This is a genomic window from Paenibacillus sp. CAU 1782 (genome assembly GCF_054551715.1).
Genome location: NZ_JBTOLL010000012.1, coordinates 21914 through 42222, shown reverse-complemented (window position 1 = coordinate 42222; position 20309 = coordinate 21914). Strand labels below are relative to the sequence as shown.

General features: G+C 52.3%; 16 protein-coding genes. 9 read left to right on the top strand and 7 right to left on the bottom strand.

The window, feature by feature from the left end; all coding sequences use genetic code 11:
* Nucleotides 1–296 precede the first annotated feature (296 nt).
* The 3 genes from ACX93W_RS19870 to ACX93W_RS19860 all read left to right on the top strand — a co-directional run bounded on the left by ACX93W_RS19870 (nucleotide 297) and on the right by ACX93W_RS19860 (nucleotide 7260).
* Entirely contained in the window at nucleotides 297–2795 is a 2499-nt protein-coding gene (locus tag ACX93W_RS19870) for an FAD-dependent oxidoreductase (RefSeq protein ID WP_459394124.1), read from the top strand.
* Nucleotides 2796–2819: 24 nt separating this feature from the next.
* Nucleotides 2820–5336 (top strand): molybdopterin oxidoreductase family protein, encoded by a 2517-nt coding sequence (locus tag ACX93W_RS19865; RefSeq protein ID WP_459394123.1) that lies wholly within the window; start codon nucleotides 2820–2822, stop codon nucleotides 5334–5336.
* A gap of 781 nt (nucleotides 5337–6117) precedes the next feature.
* Complete coding sequence (locus ACX93W_RS19860) at nucleotides 6118–7260, top strand: serine hydrolase domain-containing protein (RefSeq protein WP_459394122.1); 1143 nt, start codon at nucleotides 6118–6120, stop codon at nucleotides 7258–7260.
* Nucleotides 7261–7459: 199 nt separating this feature from the next.
* On the opposite strand, the gene cobA is transcribed toward ACX93W_RS19860, so the two are convergent.
* The 4 genes from cobA to nirB form a co-directional block, all read right to left on the bottom strand.
* The gene (cobA, locus tag ACX93W_RS19855) at nucleotides 7460–8233 is read right to left on the bottom strand and encodes a uroporphyrinogen-III C-methyltransferase (protein WP_459394121.1); all 774 of its coding nucleotides are present in this window, start codon (nucleotides 8231–8233) and stop codon (nucleotides 7460–7462) included.
* 5 nt (nucleotides 8234–8238) lie between these two features.
* Nucleotides 8239–9138 (bottom strand): formate/nitrite transporter family protein, encoded by a 900-nt coding sequence (locus ACX93W_RS19850; RefSeq protein WP_459394120.1) that lies wholly within the window; start codon nucleotides 9136–9138, stop codon nucleotides 8239–8241.
* Between the two features lie 18 nt (nucleotides 9139–9156).
* Nucleotides 9157–9483, bottom strand: coding sequence for a nitrite reductase small subunit NirD (gene nirD / locus ACX93W_RS19845; RefSeq protein ID WP_459394119.1), 327 nt, complete (start codon nucleotides 9481–9483; stop codon nucleotides 9157–9159).
* Nucleotides 9484–9608: 125 nt separating this feature from the next.
* The gene (gene nirB / locus ACX93W_RS19840) at nucleotides 9609–12053 is read right to left on the bottom strand and encodes a nitrite reductase large subunit NirB (protein ID WP_459394118.1); all 2445 of its coding nucleotides are present in this window, start codon (nucleotides 12051–12053) and stop codon (nucleotides 9609–9611) included.
* A 278-nt stretch (nucleotides 12054–12331) separates the two neighbouring features.
* Between nirB and ACX93W_RS19835 the strand changes: the two genes are divergently transcribed.
* The 6 genes from ACX93W_RS19835 to ACX93W_RS19810 all read left to right on the top strand — a co-directional run bounded on the left by ACX93W_RS19835 (nucleotide 12332) and on the right by ACX93W_RS19810 (nucleotide 17737).
* A complete protein-coding gene (locus tag ACX93W_RS19835; RefSeq protein WP_459394117.1) occupies nucleotides 12332–12949 on the top strand; it encodes an ANTAR domain-containing response regulator in 618 nt (205 codons plus the stop codon).
* 12 nt (nucleotides 12950–12961) lie between these two features.
* The gene (locus tag ACX93W_RS19830; protein ID WP_459394116.1) at nucleotides 12962–14002 is read left to right on the top strand and encodes an anthranilate phosphoribosyltransferase; all 1041 of its coding nucleotides are present in this window, start codon (nucleotides 12962–12964) and stop codon (nucleotides 14000–14002) included.
* 263 nt (nucleotides 14003–14265) lie between these two features.
* Nucleotides 14266–14811, top strand: coding sequence for a GNAT family N-acetyltransferase (locus ACX93W_RS19825; protein WP_459394115.1), 546 nt, complete (start codon nucleotides 14266–14268; stop codon nucleotides 14809–14811).
* Nucleotides 14812–14842: 31 nt separating this feature from the next.
* Nucleotides 14843–15784 (top strand): metallophosphoesterase family protein, encoded by a 942-nt coding sequence (locus ACX93W_RS19820; protein ID WP_459394114.1) that lies wholly within the window; start codon nucleotides 14843–14845, stop codon nucleotides 15782–15784.
* An 8-nt stretch (nucleotides 15785–15792) separates the two neighbouring features.
* The gene (locus tag ACX93W_RS19815) at nucleotides 15793–16719 is read left to right on the top strand and encodes a phosphotransferase family protein (RefSeq protein WP_459394113.1); all 927 of its coding nucleotides are present in this window, start codon (nucleotides 15793–15795) and stop codon (nucleotides 16717–16719) included.
* Between the two features lie 160 nt (nucleotides 16720–16879).
* The gene (locus tag ACX93W_RS19810; RefSeq protein WP_459394112.1) at nucleotides 16880–17737 is read left to right on the top strand and encodes an aminoglycoside phosphotransferase family protein; all 858 of its coding nucleotides are present in this window, start codon (nucleotides 16880–16882) and stop codon (nucleotides 17735–17737) included.
* Here ACX93W_RS19810 and ACX93W_RS19805 read toward each other — a convergent pair.
* From ACX93W_RS19805 to ACX93W_RS19795, 3 genes are read right to left on the bottom strand one after another with little or no spacing between them, the layout of a single operon-like run.
* On the bottom strand, nucleotides 17727–18845 hold the full coding sequence (locus ACX93W_RS19805; protein ID WP_459394111.1) for a GerAB/ArcD/ProY family transporter: 1119 nt from the start codon (nucleotides 18843–18845) through the stop codon (nucleotides 17727–17729). The genes ACX93W_RS19810 and ACX93W_RS19805 overlap by 11 nt on opposite strands.
* Before the next feature lie 13 nt (nucleotides 18846–18858).
* Nucleotides 18859–19092, bottom strand: coding sequence for a hypothetical protein (locus tag ACX93W_RS19800; protein WP_459394110.1), 234 nt, complete (start codon nucleotides 19090–19092; stop codon nucleotides 18859–18861).
* Between the two features lie 6 nt (nucleotides 19093–19098).
* Nucleotides 19099–20307 (bottom strand): Ger(x)C family spore germination protein, encoded by a 1209-nt coding sequence (locus ACX93W_RS19795; protein ID WP_459394109.1) that lies wholly within the window; start codon nucleotides 20305–20307, stop codon nucleotides 19099–19101.
* Nucleotides 20308–20309: the final 2 nt, after the last annotated feature.

Below are 20309 nucleotides of genomic sequence, written 5' to 3'. Positions count from 1 at the left end.
CGAATCGGAAGCCACGCCATTGTGACTCCCTGTAGTCAATCAAAGTATATGAGACCGTCACACTTATGTCAATATATCTTACACAAAAATTCAAAATTAATTTATGAATCATGATCCTTTAAATGTGCGTCATATATATTGACATACATATGATTTTCGACTACGCTTATTGTAGACATTCGGCACAATGGCGTGCCGTCTTGCGTAGGCAATGCAGCCCATTTTCTTCCTTGCTGGAACCAAGGGAGGAGTGGGCTTTTCGGCGTTTTAAATGAAATATAAGGAGCTGGGGAGCCATGCCGGAGTTGAAAAAAGGCGCAGATCATAACGGGACGGTTCGTGAAGTGAAGGAACCGCTTGTTTCGCATACATCCAGCAAGAATTCCCCAAAGCTGAAGCTCGTCGTTGTAGGCAACGGCATGGCCGGGATTCGTTGCGTGGAGGAAATCCTGAAGCTGGATCGTCATCGTTTTGAGATTACCGTTATTGGCGACGAGCCGCATCCCAACTATAACCGGATTTTGTTGTCCAAAGTGCTGCAAGGCGGAACCACCATGGATGAAATCGTGCTAAACCCGCTGAGCTGGTACGGAGAGAATGGGATAACCCTGATTACAGGTGATCGTGTAACGCGAATTGAACCAACATCCCGATTTGTCGAAACGGCAAGCGGCGGCGTTTATCATTGGGACCGGCTGGTTCTTGCGACAGGCTCCTCCGCTTTTGTGCCGCCGATTATCGGCGTTGATAAAAAAGGCGTCATCGTCTTCCGCAAGCTGGAGGATTGTGAAGCCATGATGCAAGCATCGGAGCAATACCGCAAAGCTGCCGTCATCGGCGGGGGGCTGCTTGGCCTTGAGGCGGCGCGGGGATTGCTGAATCTGGGAATGGAGACAGAGGTGATTCACAACGCATCCTATCTGATGAACCGGCAGCTTGATGCCACATCGGCGGCTATGCTGCGGATTCGCTTGGAGGAGCAGGGCATGCGATTCCGGATGAACGCGCAGACCGCGCGAATTTTGGGCATGGGCAGGGCAAAAGGGCTCCAATTTAGCGATGGCACAAAACTTGACGCGGACTTGATTGTGCTTGCCGTCGGGATTAAGCCCAATCTGGCGCTTGCCGCGGCATGCGGCATCAAGACGAATCGCGCCATTTGCGTGGATGATTATATGCGCACAAGCGCCGCTCATATTTATGCGGTCGGTGAATGCGCGGAGCATCGGGGTATTGCATACGGCCTGGTCGCGCCTCTTTTTGAGCAAGCAACCGTATTGGCGGCGGAATTATGCGGCATCGGCACCGAGCCTTACCGGGGAACAGTGCCTTATGCGCAGCTTAAAGTAGCGGGCGTCGAGGTGTTCTCCGCCGGTTTAATCAACGAAGGCGAAGCGCAGACCGCTATACGCGTCGAGGACGGAATCAATGGCGTATATCGCAAAATAACGATGGATGAAGGCAAGGTTGCCGGCGCTATTTTGTTCGGCGACTCTACGGACGCTCCGGCTCTGCTGAAATTGATAAAGTCGAGCAGTCCCGTTGCGGAGCTTGCAGTTTTCCACGGTTCGGGGAGCGGAGAGGGAGAAGGCGGTTTAAGCGCGGCGGAAAAAGCGGCGGTGGCTATGCCGGGTGGCGAAAACGTGTGCGCGTGCAACGCCGTCAATAAAGCCGCCATCGTTAAAGCGATTCAGGATGGCGGCCTGGAAACGGTGGAGCAGGTCAAGCAGGCGACTCGCGCATCCGGCTCCTGCGGCGGCTGTCAACCGGTTGTGTCCGCCATTTTGTCGGTTGTCCGTTCCGGCAAGGCCGATAATCCAGCTGGCGGGGCGGAAGCGCCGGCAGCAGCGGTCGCGGCTGATGCCGACTTCGCAGTTTGCGGTTGTACGACAATGAACCACGAGACTTTAAAGGCCAAGGTGCAGGAACAAGCCGCGTTTCCATTGGGGGAGCTGCTGGCAAGCCTGGAATGGCGCACGGATGATGGCTGCGACACCTGCTTGCCGGCGATACGGTATTACCGGGAATTAGGCTGCGAAATGGCGGGCAGAGAGAGTAACGCGAGTGTGAAGAGTGACGTGAGTGTAAAGAGTGGCGTGATCGGCAAGAGCGGAGAAAGTGAAGTAAATGAAAAAATTGAAGAAAACGAAAAGAACGAAAAGAACGAAAAGAACGAAGAGTCGCTGCTCGGCGGGGGTTTCTGGAGCAGAGGAGACGAGGATTGCCCTGTTTTGGGCCCGATTCAGCTTGCAGGTCCTTCGCCGCGAATGCCGGGAGGAGCAGAGCTGCGGCAGCTTTTTGACCATTGGACATCGACATGGCAGGGCCGCTTGCTTCCGGCTTCGCTAGCGCCAGCTTTGTCCGCCGGCGCTGGGTATCCGGTTGGCTTGCCGGTGCGGGATATCGCTTTGTCCCAGTGCCCTGCGGGATGGGAGCTTTTTGCCGGCGGTCATGCTGAGCTGCCAGTCAGGCAAAGTGACCTGATCGGCCTGGCGGAGAATCTCGAAGAGGCGCTGGACCTGGCGGATGCCTGTCTCCAGCTTTACCGCGAAGATGCCTATTACGGAGAAATGATGGGAGAATGGATGGAAAGAACCGGGTTAAACGCAGTGCGCCTGCGGCTGCTTGATCCCATCAGCAGAGGGATGTTGGCGGAGCGGCTGAGGAACGGAACAAAGCTGAACGAAATAAAGTTGAACGATATAAAGCTGAACGAAATAAAGCTGGACCAAACCAATGGGACGGCTGTTGGGCAAGCAGGCAGCAAGGACATTTTGGCTGTGCCGCAAGTTTAATCGACCACTCAAGGGGGAATCGCCATGACGGATACATTAACGATCGCAGGCACAGCGGAAAATGGGGCAGTGGCAACGCAATGTCCGTTCTGCAGCGTGCAGTGCAAAATTAGCTTGACCGAGCTCGAAGCTTTGTCGGAAGCCGTGCAAAGCGGCTCCAACACGCCAGGCGCCTCCGTTTTCAAAGCGGAAGGCATGTTCAATCACGCCTCCGAGGGACGCGCATGCGTGAAGGGGCTTAACGCTCATCAGCACATCAACAGCAGGGAGAGAATCCTGTTTCCGATGGTGCGCAAAAATGGCGTTTTGAAGCAGGTTGGCTGGGAGGAGGCCATGAGCGAGGTTGAGCGGCGACTTCGCGAGACGCGGACGCAATACGGCGATGATGCGGTCGGCGTATACGGCGGCGGTTCCTTGACTAATGAAACCGCCTATCTGCTGGGCAAATTCGCCCGCTTGGCGCTTGGCACGCGCTACATTGATTACAACGGCAGGTTCTGCATGTCGGCCGCCGCCTCCGCCGGGGTCAAAAGCTTCGGGCTGGACCGTGGCCTCACGTTTAGGCTGGAGGATATTGCGGCTGCCGAATGTATCATTTTGGCGGGAACTAATGTTGCGGAATGCCAGCCGACGTTAATGCCTTATTTTAACCGGGCTAGAGATAACGGGGCCAAAATAATCGTCATTGATCCTCGCGTCACTCAGACAGCGGCGGCAGCGGCCCTTCATATCCAGAACCGTCCGGGTACCGATGCGGCGCTTGCGGCGGCCATGCTGACTGTATTATTGGAGGAAGAGCTGATCGACAAGGCGTTTATCTCTGCGCGAACAAACGGATTTGAAGAGCTTGCAGCCAGAGTGAAGGAGCAGGCAAGCGTTAGAGAAACTGCGCTGTATTGCGGCGTCGAGGAGTCGTCGATTCGGGAGGCTGCGCTGCTTCTCGGAAGGGCTAAGACGGCCATGATTATGACCGCTCGCGGCGTCGAGCAGCAGACGGACGGGCATTTGGCGGTCAGGGAGTTTATCAACCTGCTGCTTGTTACCGGCAATATCGGGCGGGAAGGCTGCGGCTACGGAGCTATCACCGGTCAAGGCAATGGCCAGGGCGGACGCGAGCACGGGCAAAAGGCGGATCAGCTTCCTGGCTACCGGCTCATCGAAAATGAAGCGGACCGCGCTTACATCGCCTCGGTATGGGATGTAGAGGAGACGCGAATACCGCGTGCGGGCGTGTCGGCTTATGAGATGATGGAGCGGGTTGCAAACGGAGAAATCCGCAATTTGTTTGTTATGGGCTCCAACCCCGTCGTCTCCAATCCCAACGCCGTGCTGGTTGAAGAGGGCATTGCCGGACTTGACCATTTGATTGTGGCAGATATGTTTCTGTCGGAGACGGCGCGGTATGCGGATGTTGTGCTGCCCGTAACCTCCTATATGGAAAACGAGGGTACGCTCACCAACCTTGAAGGCAGAGTGCTCTTGCGGGAAGCGGGGCGTCCTGCTCCCGGCGAGGCGCGCCATGATTGGCGGATATTATGCGATATCGCGGCATTTTTTGGAGAGGATCGGCGGTTCCGCTTTGATAGCGCGGAGCAAATATTCCAGGAGCTGCGTATAGCCAGCCGTGGCGGCCGTGCCGATTATTACGGCATCACGTATGATCGAATTCGCCGCGAGGGTGGCGTGTATTGGCCTTGTCCCGATCCGGAGGGAGACTCGGAAGCATTGATGTTCCGTCAGCGGTTTGCCCATCCCGACGGCAAGGCGATGTTCAGCTCGGCTCCGTTAAGCCGTCCCGCACCAACTGTACCGGTTGCAGCGCAGGAGCGCTCGGCGCAATCCCCATCAGCAGAGCTGTTGATGAGCGGGGGAGGATCGGCGCAATCCCCATCAGCAGAGCTTCGACTGAGCGGGGGAGGATCGGCGCAATCCCCATCAGCAGAGCTGTTGATGAGCGGGGGAGGATCGGCGCAATCCTCATCGGCAGATCTGCGGCTGAGCGGGGGAGGATCGGCGCAATCCCCATCAGCAGAGCTTCGACTGAGCGGGGGAGGAATTGCGCGATCCTCATCGGCAGATCTGCTGGATAGCCTTGAGGTAGCTTCTTCAGCCGGAACTTTGAAGGGTCGGAGCGAGGTTGATTTGGGCCCTCGAGGGGAGCGGGCAAAAGAGTTTCCGCTGATTCTGACGAACGGCAGGATTTTGGCCCATTATTTGACCGGCGTCCAAACCCGGCGAAGCCCTTCGCTGTCGGCCCGCGAAGTCGGCAATTTTCTGGAAATCCATCCTGCGACCGCCCGCCGCCTGCGGATTGCCGAAGGTGAATGGGTCGAAGTGGAGACCGAGACTGGCATGTTCTCTGTCCGCAGCCGTCTGACAGACAAAATCCGCGAGGATACTATCTTTTCGTCCATGCATTGGGGAGGCATTCAAAATGTAAACCGGGCAACCCTGCCAGAGCTCGACCCATTCTGCAAAATGCCCGGCTTCAAATACGCGTTAGCGAATGTCCGACCTCTGAAGGGCAAAAAATCCACCTAGAAAAGCTGCTTTTTGAAAAGGTACCTTTAGAAAAGATGCTTTTAGAAATGCTATCTTTAGAAAAGATGCCTTTAGAAATGCTATCTTCACTCGGGGAACTAATCTGGGAACCAAAGAACCCAGGTTTCGACCGACAACGTTTCTTGGAAGCAAACGTCCGGAAGAACGTCTCACATGGAGGCTCCATCGCTGACGGTCATGTATGACCGTTACAGCCTCAAATTGCTGAATTTCCTTCAGGTAACGGTCACCAATGTCCTTTAGACGCTAAAAAGTGGGGGATAAGGGGCAAAAATGAGCGCTAACGGCCGTTTGTGTCCATTAGAAACGGATTTTCGGTAAAATGAAGGCTCTAACGGTCATAGGTGACCGTAAGCGCGCAGGACCCTTGGGAGATATCCAGACGCCCGCTTCGATTGACTGATTGGAGCAATCGAAGCAGGCGTTTTCTCCAAGCGACTAATATGAGTGAGTGGTCCAACCAAGCTGCTGCTCCGATGGACTGCTTGGTGCAAACTCACCAAGCGACCGCTAAGCTTGACCGCCCGGAGCAAACTCACCAAGCGACCGCTTCGCTTGACCGCCCGGAGCAAACTCACCAAGCGACCGCTTAGCTTGACCGCCCGGAGCAATCTCGCCAGGCGACCGCTCCGCTTGACCGCTACAAGCAATTGCCCCGAGCGATCACTCCAAAAGCAAGCCTCATTTCTTTTTGAAAAGTAATTATTGAATATTTTTTTATAACAAATTATTGTGATTTTGACGGAGAAAGGGGGGCGAGATGGATAAAGGGGACATAGCTAAATTGGAAAAATCCAAAGAACTCAATAAGCTCTCGAAGCACCAAGAGCACCAAGAGCACCAAGAGCACCAAGAGCACCAAGAGTACCAAGAACACCAAAAACACCAAAAACACCAAGAAACCAAAGAACTCAAAAAGCTCACAGAACTAATACAAAACCAATATTCGAATATCGCAGGTATTGTGGTTGTAAAAGACGATGCCATTTCTTATGAATACTATTTTAATGGCCGCGGCGTCGATGATGCGATCCACATTGCTTCGGTAACAAAAAGCATTGCCTCTGCGCTGATCGGCATTGCGATAGATCAGGGCTATATCAAGGACGTGCACCAAAATGTATTGGCCTTTTTTCCCGACTACATTCCAAAACGCGGAGAAAAAACAATACAATGCATAACGATAGGCAATCTGCTGACAATGACCGCGCCTTACAAATATCGCTCTGAGCCGTTTGCGAAGGTTTATTCAAGCTCCGATTGGACAAAGGCTGCATTGGACTTGTTGGGGGGCAAAAGAGGCATTGGCGAAGGGATTGGCGAGTTTAACTATTCCACGGTTGGAACCCAAATTTTATCGGGAATTCTTGCAAACGCAACGGGGCAGCCGGTGCTTGATTTTGCCGTAGAAAATCTGTTTGCGCCGCTTGGAATCAAAGTCCCCCGCAACGTGGGAATTAGGAGCAAAGAAGATTATCTAGCTTTTCTCAAAGGAGAAAATGTTAGCGGCTGGGTAGCTGATCCTGGAGGGGCAAACACGGCAGGATGGGGACTTGCCCTAACACCGCGTGATATGGCCAAAATCGGTCAGCTATACGGGCATAACGGCATGTGGAATGGCGAGCAGCTATTATCCTCAAAATGGGTTCAGGACAGCACGAGGGAGCATAGCCGATGGGGAGAACGGCCGTATGGCTACATGTGGTGGATCGTTGATAACAATAGCGATAGCGATACGGATTCTCGTTGTTACGCGGCTATAGGCGATGGCGGGAATATCATTTACGTAAACTCCGAAAAGAACATAGTCGTTGCTATAGCCTCAAGCTTTATGCCCCGTGCCAAGGACAGAGTCGAGCTCATCAGAGAGCATATCGAACCGCTGTATGTAGAATACGGGTGAAACACAGCTGCCCGTATTCTTCACGTATCCAACTCGTATTCATTCCGTATGCATCCCGTATTCTTCACGTATCCAACTCGTATTCATTCCGTAAACATTCCGCATTCTTCACGTATCCAACCCGTATTCATTCCGTATTCTTCCCATGGTTTTCGCGTACTCTTCCTGAATTGCTTACCTGAAAGAGCACCTGCAGCCTTTATCCAATCAGACTGGCTGCGGCTTGGGAAGCGGCGCAGTGCAATTGCTCCCGCACCTTCACGACCTCTCCGATAATAATCAAGGCGGGATTGTCCAGGCGGGACATCGCTGCGGCGTTATGCATGTCGCCTAGCGTTGTTACGATGGTTCGTTGCTTGGAGGTTGTGCCATTTTCGATCAGGGCAACAGGTGTAGAAGGCGATTTGCCGTGGCCCAGCAGCTCTTCCCGAATATCCGGCAGCTGGCTTACGCCCATGTAGATGGCCAACGTGTCAACGCCATGCGCCAACAGATCCCAGCGGATCGGGGAACGGGCGTTGTGGCAACGGCTGCCCGTGACGCAGGCGAAGGAAGCGGCGCTCCCGCGATGCGTCAATGGAATGCCGGAGGCTGCGGCGGCGCCAACGGCGGAGGTGATCCCGGGAATGATCTCGAAGGGAATATCCTCTTGTGCCAATGCGATGGCTTCTTCGCTGCCTCTGCCGAAGACGAATGGATCTCCGCCTTTTAGACGAATTACGCTTTTGCCTTGCTTGGCATACTGAACCAAAGCCTCGTTAATATGCTCCTGCTGCATGGCATGGGCGCCTGGCACCTTGCCGCAATAAATTCTGACAGCGCTGGAAGGCGCGTAAGATAGCAGTTCTTTGTTCGCGAGCCGATCATACAGAATGATCTCCGATTGCTGCAGCGCCTTCATCGCTTTGACGGTAATCAGGTCCGGATCTCCCGGTCCGGCTCCTACAATAAAGACCTTTCCGTATGTGTTCATTCAGCTCATCTCCTTCCGCTTGCTGTCGCGGTATGATTAGTATTCTCGGTACGAAAGACCGAACTTTTTGAACTTGCGTTCAACTGGGTTTTCCCGGCAGACGCGTTGTCCTGCGCCGTGGCTTTCCTTCGATGCGTCCAATATAACATAAGGCCTGTAAACAGAGCCCCTCCGATAAAATTACCAATCAATACGGGAATCTGGTTCCATAACCACCAGTCGCCCATCGTGACATCCGCCCCCAACAGCATGCCCGCCGGAATGACGAACATATTAACAACCGCATGTTCAAAGCCTTGGGCAAAAAACGTGAGGATGGGCAGCCACATGGCAAGTATTTTGCCGGCGGTTGATTTGGACGTAAAGGCCATGACAACGCCCAAGGTGACCATCCAGTTGCATAAAATCGCTTTGGCGATAACGATGATCAGGCCGTCGAAGCCAAGTGCTTTGTAACCCAGCGTTTTGGTTTCGCTTATGCTAATCAGCGTGGATACAAGCGGGTTGGAGAGATCATGTCCCATTTTGGTAACGGAAATGAGATACAAACCCGCGTAGAGCATGCAGCCGATCAGATGGCCGATAATCGCCCACCCGAAGGTCGAAAGCATGGAACTCAGTTTGATTCTGCGTTCCAGCAGCGCCAGCGGAATTAAGGCAAAACTGCCGGTGACCAGTTCAAGACCAAGCAGGACGATAATGACGAAGCCAACCGGGAAAATCAGCGCGCCGGCCAGTCCGATCGAGGTCTGCTGTACGGCGGTAAAGGCAAGGGTTGTGGCAAAGGCCAGAATGGCCCCGCCCAATATGCCCCTCAGTATCGTTTGAACTGGGGATAAGGAGGCCTTGGCTGTCCCTGTATCCACCATGGCTTGCACCACTTCTTGCGGTTTTACATAGGTCATGTTGTTGGATTCCTTTAATTAGATGTTTAAATAAACGGCGCCGCTTGCGGGATCGATTTCGACTTCGTAGGTGGTAACGCAGCCGTCATCCGGCTCCTCCGCTTTGCCTGTGCGCAAGTTGATTTTCATATCATGCAACGGGCAATGAATATGGGATCCGCATACCATGCCTTCCGAGAGCACGCCACCTTTGTGCGGACATTTGTTGTCTATGGCATGAACGCTGCCGTCCGTTAAACGGAATACGGCAATTTCGTTGCCATCGATTTGAACGGTGCGCGAGCTGCGGATATCGATATCGGATAAATGGGCGACAAGCAGTTTGGTTGTTTTTGTTGTAGTCATGAATGAGGACCTCCTTGATTGTTGGACCGGCCTTCCGCCGGAGCGGTCGGCAAGTCCGTCACAGGGTAAAAATGATAGTAAAAGCGCATTGTAACCATTAGAATGCTTGGCAGTTTAAAAGCTTGTTAGCTGTTTACAGGCTGAGGTTTGGCGAGTGGTTGGAAGTTTTTGCGCAAATCATCGGATTCCACAATTTCTTTCCAAGGATCGGTTGTCAGGCTGAGCGTTTTTTGCAGTCTCTCGACCAAGGCGAGGCGATCCTTCTGTTTCTCCAGCGCTTTTTTGACGTAATCCAGGCCAACCCGTTCCATCCAATGAGCCGTCCGTTCATTCCATGCGGCTTGCTCGCGGTACAGTTGGAGATAAGCCGTGGACCATTCCATCACTTCGTCCTCCGTTTTGACCACGGTCAATACTTCGGTTGCCCGAACCTTGATGCCGCCGTTGCCGCCAACGTGGATTTCCCATCCGCCGTCGATTGCGATAACGCCAACGTCCTTGATGGAAGCCTCCGCGCAGTTCCGGGGACATCCCGAAACGGCCAGCTTGACTTTGGCAGGAGCATTCATTCGTTCAAAAGCTTTCTCCAGCTTCACGCCCATGCCCATGGAGTCCTGCGTTCCGAAACGGCAGAACGTATTGCCGACGCAGGTTTTTACGGTGCGGAGCGTTTTGCCATAGGCATGCCCGGACGGCATATCCAGATCGCTCCATATTTTTGGCAAGTCTTCTTTTTTGATGCCCATTAAGTCCAATCGCTGACCGCCGGTGAATTTCACGAGCGGAACCTCGTATTTTTCCGCGACCTCGGCGATTTTCTTCAGCTCGGTCGGCGATGTGATGCCGCCATAGATCCTTGGTACGACCGTAAAAGTGCCATCCTTCTGGATGTTGGCATGGAAGCGCTCGTTGGTTACGCGGGATTCTTTTTCGTCCACATATTCCTCGGGGAACAGCATGCCCAGGTAGTAGTTGAGCGCCGGACGGCATTTGGAGCAGCCTTCGGCATTATTCCACTCCAGCACGTTCATCACTTCATTTACGCTCATGAGACGCATTTCGGTGATGCTTGCGACGATTTCGTCGCGGCTTAGCGTCGTACAGCCGCAAATGCCTTCTTTGACCGGTTCGCCGATGGAATCGCCGGAATAGATCTGCAGCAATCCTTCCACCAGCGGTTTACAGCCTCCGCAAGAAGCAGATGCTTTGGTGCAGGTTTTGATGGAGCCAACCGTATTGCAGCCTTTATTCAAAATAGCGTCAGCGATGGTGCCTTTGGATACGCCGTTGCAGCCGCAAATAATTTCATCGTCTGCCATTGCTTGCAGTCTGGCATTTCCTGAGCTTGCGCCGCCGCCTGACTGATCCGGAGAAAAGCCGATAAGAAGACTCTTTTCCCGTCCTTCGATGGACTCTTCTTTTTTTATAATGGAGAACAACTCAGCTCCGTCAGAGGTGTCGCCGAACAATACGGCGCCAATGAGCTTGCCGTCCTTGATAACGAGTTTTTTGTAAGTTCCGCCAAGCTCATCCTGAATTTTCAGTGAGCGCGTGCCGGGGCTTTCATCAAAAATACCGCCAGAGAACACATCAACGCCGGATACTTTCAGCTTGGTGGAAGTGACGGAGCCGCCGTAGCCTTCCGTAGTCACGCCGGCCAAATGTTTGGCAAGCACTGCGCCTTGCTCATACAGAGGAGCAACCAGGCCATAAGCGATGCCGCGGTGCTCGGCGCATTCGCCTACCGCATACACATCCGGGACGCTCGTACGCATGAAGTCGTCGATGACGATGCCGCGGTTAATTTCGATGCCGGAAGCGCGAGCCAGGTCCACATTAGGTTTGATGCCGACCGCCATCACGACCAGATCGCCGTCAGCTTCGCTGCCATCGGAGAATACCAGGCCGGTAGCCCGTTTCTTTCCTTTAATAGCGGTTGTGCTTTTCTTGAGCAGGAATTCCATGCCTTGAGCTTCCAGCTCGCGCTGCAGCATCCGGGCAGCCGTCTCGTCCAGCTGGCGCTCCATCAGGTAGTCGTTGATGTGAACGACCTGCACCTTCATGCCCAGATGCAGCAAACCTCTGGCCGCTTCAAGGCCCAGCAATCCGCCGCCGATGACCACCGCTTTTTTGTAGGAGCGAGCAGCCTCGATCATTGTTTCGCAGTCCTTGATGTCGCGGAAAGCGATGACGCCTTCTTTGTCAGCGCCAGGCAGCGGGAGCATAAACGGGTTGGAGCCGGTTGCGATAAGAAGAGAATCGTAGGGAACCGATACGCCTTGCTGGGACGTAACGACTTTGCGGTCCGTATCGATGCGTGTTATGGTATGACCTGTATAAAGCGTGATGTCATTTTCGCTGTACCAATCCCAGTCGTTAATTACGATCTCTTGAAGGCTGGCTCCGCCCGCCAGGACGGAGGACAACATGATCCGGTTATAGTTGGGATGTGGCTCGCTTCCGAAAATCGTAATCTCATACCGCTCGGGAGCAAGTTTCAATAAATGCTCAATGGCTCTGACGCCGGCCATGCCGTTGCCGATCAGGACTAGCTTTTGTTTGGTGGTCATACGGTAATCTCCTCTCCGGTGCTGCTGCATTTGAATAAAAAAAGCCTGCTTCACAGAGGAGTAAACATACGTTACCCTAGGTCTGTGAAAGCAGGCTCCATTGCCGCTTCAAACGAATACGCCATTGTATTCGTGAAAATGTGTTGTGACTAATGTCACTATACATCACATGACGATATAATGTCAATATAATTCACATTAAAAATTTTGACTGATGACAGAGTCGCTTTAAAGTGTTATAAATAGTAACATGAAATTTCTGTTGGGGGGCGAGCCGATTGCGCTCTTTGCTGGTAGTTGAACCGGATGTTGCTGCGGTAAGAAGAGCGGACCTGTCTCCGTCCGTCTCATTGCCCAAGAAAAAAACACCTATTTATGTGTTAGAGGAATACGGTTACGCCGTGCTTCGAGCAAGAGATGTCGGCAAAGCGGAGACGTTGATCGGCGGGGCCGATGCTTTGGTTCTGCATATGCCTCTTAACGATGTCAAGCTTGTGGGCCATAGGTTGACCAGGGCAAAGGCGATGCCCTTGTTCTGGTGGTGCAGCGCGGCTTCCGCCGCGGATTCGCTTCAGTATTGCGAGGAGGATGCTCCGGTTGACGGACTGCTGACAGCCTCCATGAGCGAGCAGGAGCTGCATTGGAGCCTCCATTTTGGAGAAAGGCAGTTTATGGAGCGGCAGCAATGGCTGAGTGAAAAGAAGCAGCTTGAAGGCCGTCTGGAAGAGCGTAAATGGATTGATATGGCAAAGGGGATCCTGTGTAAAATAAAAAATATTTCGGAGGCCGAAGCGTATGAAGTGCTGCGAAAGCAGGCCATGAACGATCGCAAGCGGATGGTGGATGTGGCCACTTCTATCGTAAGAGTGCATCAATTGCTTCAGGATCAAAAATAAGGGGGCCATGTCATGTTTGCAAAGTTATTGAAGGAAGTTGGCAGAGGCAAGCGGGGAGCGCGAGATCTCAGTTATGAGGAAGCCCGTACGGCCGCCGAATTGATTGTTGCAGGAAAGGTTACCCCGGCTCAACTGGGCGCCTTTTTTGTCGCCGAACGGATTAAGATGGAAAGCGTCGAAGAGCTTCAGGCATTTGTTGAAGTATTGCGCGAACATGCCTATAGAGTACCGGTTCAGGAAGGGATCGACTGCACGGGACCATATGACGGACGGAAGAAATCATTTTACGCAACCTTCGCCACGGCGTTTGTAACCGCGTCCGCAGGTTTGCCGGTAACGCTGCACGGCACGGCGCCTATGCCGCCCAAATGGGGGATTACGCTTCAAGATTTGCTGGAGGAGGCTGGCGTTCCCGCTTTGGAGATGTCCAGGGAATCAGCTCTGCATGCCGCTAAGGAGACGGGGGTATTGTACGTTTCCTCGGAGCAGTGGTGTCCTCCGCTTGCCATGCTTCGCTCTGTCAGGCTGGAGCTGGATATGCGCACGATCATCAATACGGCGGAAAAGCTGGTGGATTACAGCCACTCTCCGTATCTGATGTTTGGAGTGTTCCACAACACTGTTTTTGAGCGGATGGCAAAGCTGTCCGAAAAGCTGTCATACCGCAAAGCGCTGATCGTTCAGGGCGTCGAGGGCTCTGAGGATCTCTTTATTGAGCGGCCGACCCGTACGTATGACGTCAGCGGCGGCGAAGCCACGCTCCATGTAATTAATCCTGACGCCTATGGACTGGAGACAGCCGTTCCCGAAATTTCCTGGACAGCCAAGGAGCAATTGAATGCTACGGAGGCGGTTCTGCAGGGCAAGGGACATCTGGCTTTTGTCAATCAGGTGCTGCTGAATGCCGCCGTTCGTTTGCAGCTGGCGGATAAAGTGGAATCGGTGGAGGAAGGTTTGTACACCTGCAAAGCGCTATTGGATGAAGGGACGCCGTTTGAGCGTTACCGGACCTGGCTTTCCCTCATGCAAAAGCAAGGCGCCCACATCGTATAAAACGGATCGCGTTCATTATGGCGCGATCACGCCTATCCAGAACACCTCAAACCGTCAGCAGCGCTGCCAATCCGCAGCCGTAGGCTGGCGGTTTTTTGTTGCGCCCAGCATGCAGGAATAGGTTCTTAATTCTCAGTGGGGCTTCTATTCCGGCATTATGCAGGACATGCCGCCTTTGAAATTGGATCAAGTGTCTGTCAGTTCTGGCAACGATCCGTTATAATGGACACAAATGAATATTTTTACAGGAAGGGATCGATAGCTTGCTGGGACAGGAAATCACATACAGAGAGCTCGCGATTAAGGATTTGCATCCGGAAATGCTTCTGCCGTTTCGCCGATATCAAGAGGTCAACAGAGTATGGCGCATGGTAGACGGCAGGCGGAGGCTGGTGTCGGAGCCTTTTATCGATAATTGGGACCGGGAGACCAAGATCGAAATCGTCGAGCAGGATTTTAAACATTGCCTTATGGGCGGGGGCAGCGTTTTTTGCGGTGTACACGATGGAAAAATAGTGGGCTTTTCCTCTTTGCCGCGCCAGTTGTTTGGAAGCGCCAATCAATATGCGGATTTGATGCAGCTGCATGTTTCCGCCGATTACAGGGGCAAAGGGTTAGGCAAGAAGTTGTTTGCCATGAGCGCGGAGCAGGCAAAGTCCTGGGGAGCGGGCAAGCTTTATATTTCCGCGCATTCCGCCGAAGAAACCGTAGCATTTTATCGGGCCGCGGGCTGCGTGGACGCGTTGGAGATCAATGCGGCTCATGTAGAGCGCGAACCATTCGATTGTCAGTTGGAATATGTCTTGTAGAAGAGCATGAGAAAGCAGGGGGACCGGAGAGATGGCATTGGGGGATTTGGCATTCAGGGAAGACGGCACTTTTAAAATCGTACAATTTACCGATGTTCATCTGGTCAACGAAGATGGAGAAGACAAGGACAAGCGGACACTGGCTTTGATGGCAGACATCTTGGAAAGGGAACAGCCCGACCTCGTTGTTTATACCGGCGATTTGATTTTCAGCGAGCATGCCGGCAATCCCGCCAAAGCTTTTCTCAGCGTTATCGGCGTTGCGGAAGCCGCAGGCACACCGTACGGGGTTGTTTACGGCAATCATGACTCCGAGCATGGCATTACCCGCGCCGAACTGCAGGGGATTTTGGAGGAAAGACAGCTGTCGTTGTCTCAATCCGGCCCAGCCGATATACGCGGCACAGGCAATTATGTGCTGACTATCTCAAGGGCTTCCGGACCGGAGGAAGCGGCAGTGCTTTATTTTGTCGATTCGGGGGAATACGCATGCCCCTCTATCGGAGGGTATGCCTGGCTGCATCCCGATCAGGTGAACTGGTACAGCGCGCAGTCGAGCAGCATTTCCTATCGGAATAACGGTCCGCTTCCCGCATTGGCTTTTCTGCATATCCCGCTGCCTGAATATCATGAAGCCGCGCTGAGCGGGAATATCCAGGGAACAAAAGGCGAAAACGTATGCTGTCCCAAAATCAACAGCGGTATGTTCGCCGCAATGATGGAGGGCAGCGATGTGATGGGCGTATTTGCCGGGCATGACCATGATAACGATTACATCGTTCCTCATCATGGCATCGCGCTTGCATATGGCCGTATCACAGGCTGGAATACGTATGGCTCGCTGCAGCGTGGCGCCCGGGTGATTCAATTGCGTGAAGGAGAGTTTTCTTTTCGTACATGGATCAGGCTGGAGGATGGATCGGTTCACCATGAAGCTGAAATCAATCCCTCGGCTACTGTCGCCAAAGTTTGAGGAGGATAATGATGACGGAGCAGGAGAAGTTTGGCGAAGGATGTACTGCGGAGCGGAAGAAGCTTGGAGAGGAGCGTATGGCAGGGATGGAGAAGCTTGGAGAGGAGCGTATGGCAGAGCTGGAGAAGCTTGGAGAAGGGCGAACGGCTGAGGTTCGCCGTTACGGGGACGGGAAAGTCATCAAGCTGTTTCATCCTGGTTTCCCCAAGGATGCCGCCCAACATGAATTTAATATAAGCAAGCTGGTTTACGAATCCGGCATTTCAACGGCCCGTCCGTTTGAAATGTTGGAGAGCGGAGGCAGAACAGGCATAGTGTACGGTTATATTAGCGATTCGTCCACGCTGCTGTCCAGGTTGATGGAGAAGCCTGAAAAAATGGATGACTACGCGGAGCTGTTGGCGCGCCTTCATTACGAGCTGCACAGCCGGACTGTTGACATCAGGCAGAATGGCGTACGTTCCCTCAATGAAACGCTGCTTCATCACATTTGGCAGGCAGATGGGCTTTCAGATGTTGAAAAAGACGCGGCTGCCCGGTATTTGCAGGAGCTGCCTCAAGGGAACAGCTTGTGCCATGGGGATTATCATCCCGAAAATGTACTGCTGGGTGATGAAGCTTATATTATCGACTGGATGACGGGAATGATCGGGCATCCCGCGGGAGATGTCGCGCGAACAGCCCTGCTGCTGGGTACGGGAAGATTGCCCGAAAGCGCGCCGCCAGCTTTGATCAAAGCTTTGGATCAAGCTCGCAACCGGTTGAAGGAAGGATACGTGAAGCATTATATTTCTCTCTCGGGTATTTCCGAGGATGAAATCAACAGATGGCTGCTTCCGATAGCTGCCGCACGGCTGGTGGAGTGGATATCGGAGGATGAAAAGGAGCAGCTGCGGCAGTTTGTGCGCGAGCAATTGAAGGGCGATTCCAAGTGACTTGTATAATGTTCACCTAGAGCATCCCATCAACCATTCAACCATCCAATGGATCCAGTCTGTACGATCTCGCATTAGTAAATTCGCAGCAATACACACTACAACAAATTCAATAGCATATCAGTAAGTCACTATGCGGATTGACCGGGGAGCGATGACATTGACGATTTCAATGAACGATATCCAGTGGCAGGAGGGCGATGCTGCCATAATTGCCGCTTTGACCGGAGAGCACAGGCTGCTGCCTCTTAAACCAGGCCTTGAAGCAGAGGTCGTTATTGTGGAGACGAACACCGGAAAGTTTGTCTTAAAGTTATGGAACAAGGAGTCGCGGCCCGATATCAGCCGTCAATACAAACTGCTGAATCTGCTTGACCGTCAAGGTATTAACGTGTCAAAGCCCTATGGCTGGGGAGTGGATGGACAAGGGAATCAGGCGCTTCTTACGGAATTTGGCGGAAACCCTCCCGCTAAGCTTGACAAGGTGAAGATCAAAAATCTGGCAAAGCTGTTGACGGACATCCATACTTTCAATACCGAAGAAATAGAGCCGGATTTGATCCCTGCTTATGATTTCGCTTCTTATTTTTTTCCGTCTCTGAACGAGCATGAGGATCTCGCCCAAATATTCCGCCAAGCGCTGGATGTAGCACAAATGACCTCGAATGCGCTGATTCACGGCGATTTCAATTTGGGGAATGTGCTGGAGCAAGGGGACCGTTTAATGGTTATTGATTGGACGAACGGACAGATGGGAGACGCTAGATACGATATGGTGTGGGCTCATTTTCTCATAACCGTTTTTGCTGGAGAACGCATCGGCAACTCTTTTGGAAAAGCCTTGCAAGAGCTTGTGCCGTTAAAACCGGAAACGTATTCAGCATTCCAGGCGCTGGCTTGTCTGAGATGGCTGCTGCTGAGCCGAATAAGCGACCTGCCCAAGGGTGAAGGGATCGAGAAGCGAATTCGATCGATTGTACTCTCCAACGAATGGTTGAGTGAAGATATTATCCGTTAGTTGGCTTTAACATGCCGTTTTTTCCCCTGTTCCGCAGCTTGTAGACCAAAATGGCAAGCAGCGGAATAACCGTGCTGCATGTAATATCCCAATCGACCCAGTAGTACACAATCATGGAGATGTAATAAGTAATATTGGGCGCGATAATAATCGCCATGCCAAACAGCATCATTCCCGATGGCAAAATAAGCGGACGGTAGGTCTTTAGCTTAAACAACTGGGCGAATCCCAGCAGGAAGCAATAGAAATAAATAACCGACTTGAAGTACGTGGAAATGATCCACACGGTCGCCATGATGGCTTCAATACGCTCCAGAAAATTGCCGATGCTGATGCGCTGGGCTAAAGTAAATGAAGCATAAATATTGTGCTGGGTAAAAAAAGAGCCAAGCACCATGATGGAAATCATGACAATGCCGGTTAGCAGCAGCCCGCCTATAAGCGAAGTAAGCATGATGTCCCTGTTGCGGTGGGGAACATTGACCGTATAGGGGAGCAGCATCATAAAGGCTGTCAACTCGCCAAAAGGGTAGGCAATCGTGACAGTCATACCCTTGATCATAGGCAGCCATCCTGAGCCAAGCACAGGTCTAAGTCGATCAATATCCGCTTGGGGCAAAATGCAAATGATCAGAATAACGATAAATAGCGTCACAAGGGGAAAGAGGATCTCTCCTGTGCGAGCCAGGCTTTCAATGCCATGAAATAAGCCCCATAGCAGGACGAGCACAAATACCAGGTGAACGATTCGTATAGGCGTGTTAGGAATAATCTGGGTAGTCAAAAAATCGCCAACCTCGCGCGTCGCGATTACTGTTAAAGTAAAGAAGAAAAACAAATACCAAAGATTGACCAGAGCTCCAATCCATTTGCCCCAAATGCTGCTCATTGCCTCCACTAGCGTCATGCCTGGCTGCAACTGATAAAATTTCAGCATGATCCAAATGGAAACCAGTCCAACGGGAATGCCGAGCAGGGAAGAAAGCCAAGCATCCTGGTGGGCAAAAAACGTAATGACTGCCGGGTAAATCAAAATCATGTCCCCGATTTGCGCCAAAAGCAGCAGCACCAGCAGCTGCCGATTGCTAATTCGTCCTTTTTCCAGCATGATCTTCCCTCCTTTAGGCGAAAATAGTGTGCAGCAAATGGTTGACAGGCGAATAAATCCAGATGAGCATATTAAGCGGACTGGGCACGCTGATCAGCTTGGCCGCTATAATGCTCATCACCGTGCCAGCTGCCAGAAAAATGACGGTAGCTGCGGCCTCTCCCTTCATGCCTTGTCGGATTAATGGGGGCAGCTCCATAATTCCGATGCTTGCGCCGATTCCGATGACGACCACGTATGTAATCAAGTCAGGTCACTCCTTGATATCGATTTGGAAAGAGTCGTCAAGCGAACCCACTCTTTTGATCATATATTTGATCTTGTAATTGACTTTAAGCTTGGGCAGGTAGTTGCTCCAGTTTTCTTGATGGGCCAGCCACCACTTATGGTTTGTGCGGTCGATTTCCTGGCCAAAGCCGAAAATATCAACCTTGTACTTTTTTATGACGTCTTTAACTGTTGTTTCCAATAGCTCGACAAAGGCTTGTTCGGCTTCCTGCTCCAGCTCTTTGATAATAGCCAAATCGGCGATTCTCTTCTTGCATTCTACTGAAGCAATGATACTTACGGCTTCCAGGCTGATGTCGATCTCGGGCTCCGATTGTTCATTGAATTTAGCTTTCATTTTGGTAGAGCTGCGCAACACTTTAAGTGCGATTTTTCCGTTATCTTTACAATCCAGATGACCAACTGTAGATTTGACATTGTCACGGATATAGTTGTAGCCCTTGGACTCGGATTCATTCAGCCAGCCGATGAGCTTGTCTTTTTTGAATATGCCAAGACCAGTGTAATACAGCTTGGCTAAGGGATCGCTCCGGGTCAGGTTGCGCTCCGTCGGCGCCGTTTTTTTATCTCCCCTCAGCTCAACCCCCGTCACGACAGGGGATATGCCGCTGCTTAACATTTCCTCAAACAGGCGGTCCGCGCTAACGGTCGTTGTAGGCGCCCAGGTTCTGGAGGAAACCTCAAGAGCGTTGTACAGCTTTTCAGCAGGAATTCGTTCAAGTGCTGTCAGCGCCGAAAGAATAGTTTCAGCCTTGGCCTTTCGAGCAATCATGACATAATAATCCGGTCGTACCCCGGGATCGCGCATCAAGGCTTCAAGCACATCGCCTATTCCGACCTCAGCCGCATATTGTTCGCTAAATACCAAAACGCGGATATGCGACATAAAAATATTTCGAGGATTGCTTAACGTCAGCTTCTGAATCGCTTCGAATATGGTTGGAGCGGTAGCTTGAAACAGGGTGACCGGCGTACCGCTGTTTTTTCCTGTATTGGACCCAAGGGCGGAGGGAATGGCTACCTGAGCCGTTACCTTGATTTGATCCCCTGCCATATCGATGCCAAGCCCCATCATAATGCCCAAATCGTTCAGCTCTTCCCGGTCCCAGCAGCTGGTGAGAAGCAAGGATGCAGATATTAACAGAACCGGGAGCAGCAATGTTATTCTGCGCATTT

Bases quoted from the DNA above. Each gene is read 5' to 3' on its own strand.
- ACX93W_RS19870 (WP_459394124.1), top strand. From the start codon at position 297: ATGCCGGAGTTGAAAAAAGGCGCAGATCATAACGGGACGGTTCGTGAA.
- ACX93W_RS19865 (WP_459394123.1), top strand. From the start codon at position 2,820: ATGACGGATACATTAACGATCGCAGGCACAGCGGAAAATGGGGCAGTG.
- ACX93W_RS19860 (WP_459394122.1), top strand. From the start codon at position 6,118: ATGGATAAAGGGGACATAGCTAAATTGGAAAAATCCAAAGAACTCAAT.
- cobA (WP_459394121.1), bottom strand. From the start codon at position 8,233: ATGAACACATACGGAAAGGTCTTTATTGTAGGAGCCGGACCGGGAGAT.
- ACX93W_RS19850 (WP_459394120.1), bottom strand. From the start codon at position 9,138: ATGACCTATGTAAAACCGCAAGAAGTGGTGCAAGCCATGGTGGATACA.
- nirD (WP_459394119.1), bottom strand. From the start codon at position 9,483: ATGACTACAACAAAAACAACCAAACTGCTTGTCGCCCATTTATCCGAT.
- nirB (WP_459394118.1), bottom strand. From the start codon at position 12,053: ATGACCACCAAACAAAAGCTAGTCCTGATCGGCAACGGCATGGCCGGC.
- ACX93W_RS19830 (WP_459394116.1), top strand. From the start codon at position 12,962: ATGTTTGCAAAGTTATTGAAGGAAGTTGGCAGAGGCAAGCGGGGAGCG.
- ACX93W_RS19820 (WP_459394114.1), top strand. From the start codon at position 14,843: ATGGCATTGGGGGATTTGGCATTCAGGGAAGACGGCACTTTTAAAATC.
- ACX93W_RS19815 (WP_459394113.1), top strand. From the start codon at position 15,793: ATGATGACGGAGCAGGAGAAGTTTGGCGAAGGATGTACTGCGGAGCGG.
- ACX93W_RS19805 (WP_459394111.1), bottom strand. From the start codon at position 18,845: ATGCTGGAAAAAGGACGAATTAGCAATCGGCAGCTGCTGGTGCTGCTG.
- ACX93W_RS19795 (WP_459394109.1), bottom strand. From the start codon at position 20,307: ATGCGCAGAATAACATTGCTGCTCCCGGTTCTGTTAATATCTGCATCC.